Below are 2,538 nucleotides of genomic sequence, written 5' to 3' on the forward strand. Positions count from 1 at the left end.
TCCATAGAAATTATCAATGATAAAAAACGATTTAAATTCAAATATAAATAAAAAATTAATGATCGATATAAAAAATAGTTCAAACATTTTAATTAAAATTAATCTACTTAAAGCAAGTATTTAATATTTAAATTTTTTAGACCTTTTTATCGGATATTTTCACATCTATTTCATTTTAACTTTATAGTAAAATCTCAAAATAAAAAGGGATACACCATGAAAAGAATGATATTCGGCTTAATGATAAATTCAATATGTATAAGTAGTTGGGCTGCATGTAGTTATAATTTTGATGCAACAAACACTGAAATCCAACAAATGATTGGGAACCCGATTCCCCTTGCAAAAAAATTTCCATATTTAAATGGAGCAACTGCTAGTTTTCTACTCGAGAATTCGTCATATCAATATCATGCAAGTACTTCTTCATTTGCGCAATCTTATAAAAACTATATAAATGGAACAAACAACACAATTCTAGGCGATAAGAATCTATCGAGTACAGGAATGTACGCAGTAGAGCTAAAAATTGATAACTTTGCAGATATCCCTATAGGATCTCATTCTGGAAATCAGAGTGGTGTATATACATTAGGATATAATTTTTATGGTATCAAAAATGGAAACCTGAAGTATGGAGGCTTCATATGGCTTACAAATTCAGATGATACGAAAACAAAAAAAGTCTATGTTAGTTTTTCTGATTTGGGTGCAGGCATTAATTATGAAAAAGAATTTGATATAGCTTATAGCTCTGCAAATAATTATAAAATCGGCCTTTATTTAGATCAGGATTCAAAACAAATTGGAATAAATTTAAATGGTATAGATAAAGGCTATATTAACAATACCCCCTTATCAGACTCAGCCACTCAAATCAGCTTCCAAATGTTTGGTCTTGTAGGTGGTTATCCAACATCGCTAATAGGCACTTATCAACCAAGAGAAACGCTTATCTTTGAGCGTAGCCAAATGACTTTAAACTATTCTTCCAACACGAAAGACATCTGCGAGAATACAATTTAAACTATAAAAAACCCACTGGAATGAAGTGGGTTTTAAAACGTTTGATATAGAAAGCTGATTCATCATGAGTGCTAAATTTCTTTATTTTTAAGCCTCTAGAAGCCAAAAATTAACAGAATTTTAATGAACCATAACAATTACGATAAGGCTGTTCTAATAAAGTAATATTTCCATCTTTCGCATTTGAACTTGAAGCAATATTACTCACAAGATTACTTACTTTATCTGAAATATTAAGCGTAAAAGCATCTTGAAGATACATACTCCAACCTTTACTCACTGCTGCTGCATAGTCAGGATATTGTAAATTTTGTGCAGATAGAGCAATACCAAAAGTATTTGAATTCACATCTATTTGATGCACGTTACTTAAATTATAAGGCATTTGATAGGTACTCAATCCCGAAACAGAAGTACCAAGCCCTGTTGCTAATTGTTGTTTAATATAATCAGAAATACCACCTCTTAATCTTGGTAGTAAAAGATTACCAACATTTGCCCCAAAAGATCCTGTGCAAGCACCCAAAATCCGCACACAAGAGTTACTGGTATTTAACTCCAGTGCTGAAGTGGTTGAAGTACCATTTATAATATCATCTACAACCGAACTCAAATCTAAACCTATTATTTTTGCTTGACTAACACGGTTACCAACGACAGAAACAGCTAAACCATTTCTACTTACAGTTGAATAATTTGCAGTAATTTCACTATATTTTACTGAAGCAAGGAGTACATCTAAAATTGTAGCATCATCTAACCCCAGAAAAGCACTAGGCGTTGATATTGCTTTTGAATTCCAGGTTGTTGAAGTTACAGGAGAAACATTTGTTTCACCTAACATGGTTAAATTTGCCTTTCCTGTAAAATAACCACTAAAACTATTTAAATTACCAATAGATAATGGACCTTCTGCTTTTTCAGCTCCTATGCGTATACCCACCACTTCCCGAGTAGAAGCACTATTAGGATTTTTAATTGCAAATTGGAAATAAGGATTTGTTAAGACAAAATCCTTCATATTCTTTTGATTACTGATGGCGTTATTACTATCAAGACCACTAGGTTGATTCGGGTTTGTTGTTGCAGAGGTAATACAATAACCTGCTGCGCCTGTAATACAGCCAAAAGAAACGCTATCTAAATCTAAATCACAACCGCCACTTCCATTGATACCACCACAACCTAACTGAAGTTTTTTGATATTTGCATTTAATTCAACATTCGCTTCTAAGCCTAATTTATAAAACCCAACACTACTATCTCCACCTGTACGGCGAGCCTCTAAATTCGCAATATCTGTTGGTGCAATATAACTCAAACTCATCAGTGCTTGACCAGTGGTTTCTGACAATTGTTCGTCAGTCAAGGCTTGTAAAGTCGCAGCATGAGTCATACTCATCGCTAAAACACTCAATATTAGTAATACAACATTTAGATATTTTCTTTCGAACATCGTACGCTTCCATCCTGAGCAAAGCTTGACCTTATTTTTATACCAACACTAAATTA

General features: G+C 32.9%; 2 protein-coding genes. One reads left to right on the forward strand and one right to left on the reverse strand.

Annotated elements, in window-relative coordinates; genetic code table 11:
• The first annotated feature begins 216 nt into the window (after positions 1–216).
• Positions 217–1,026, forward strand: coding sequence for a DUF4882 family protein (locus GJV03_RS21200; protein ID WP_154131071.1), 810 nt, complete (start codon positions 217–219; stop codon positions 1,024–1,026).
• 109 nt (positions 1,027–1,135) lie between these two features.
• Here GJV03_RS21200 and GJV03_RS21205 read toward each other — a convergent pair whose 3' ends face one another.
• On the reverse strand, positions 1,136–2,482 hold the full coding sequence (locus GJV03_RS21205; RefSeq protein WP_151956484.1) for a hypothetical protein: 1,347 nt from the start codon (positions 2,480–2,482) through the stop codon (positions 1,136–1,138).
• Between the last annotated feature and the right edge of the window lie 56 nt (positions 2,483–2,538).

The sequence above is a fragment of the Acinetobacter sp. RIT698 genome (genome assembly GCF_009668065.1).
Classification (GTDB): Bacteria; Pseudomonadota; Gammaproteobacteria; order Pseudomonadales; family Moraxellaceae; genus Acinetobacter; species Acinetobacter guillouiae.

What these genes read in the sequence shown, in the direction of transcription:
- GJV03_RS21200 (WP_154131071.1), top strand. Translation starts at nt 217, where the DNA reads ATGAAAAGAATGATATTCGGCTTAATGATAAATTCAATATGTATAAGT.
- GJV03_RS21205 (WP_151956484.1), bottom strand. Translation starts at nt 2,482, where the DNA reads ATGTTCGAAAGAAAATATCTAAATGTTGTATTACTAATATTGAGTGTT.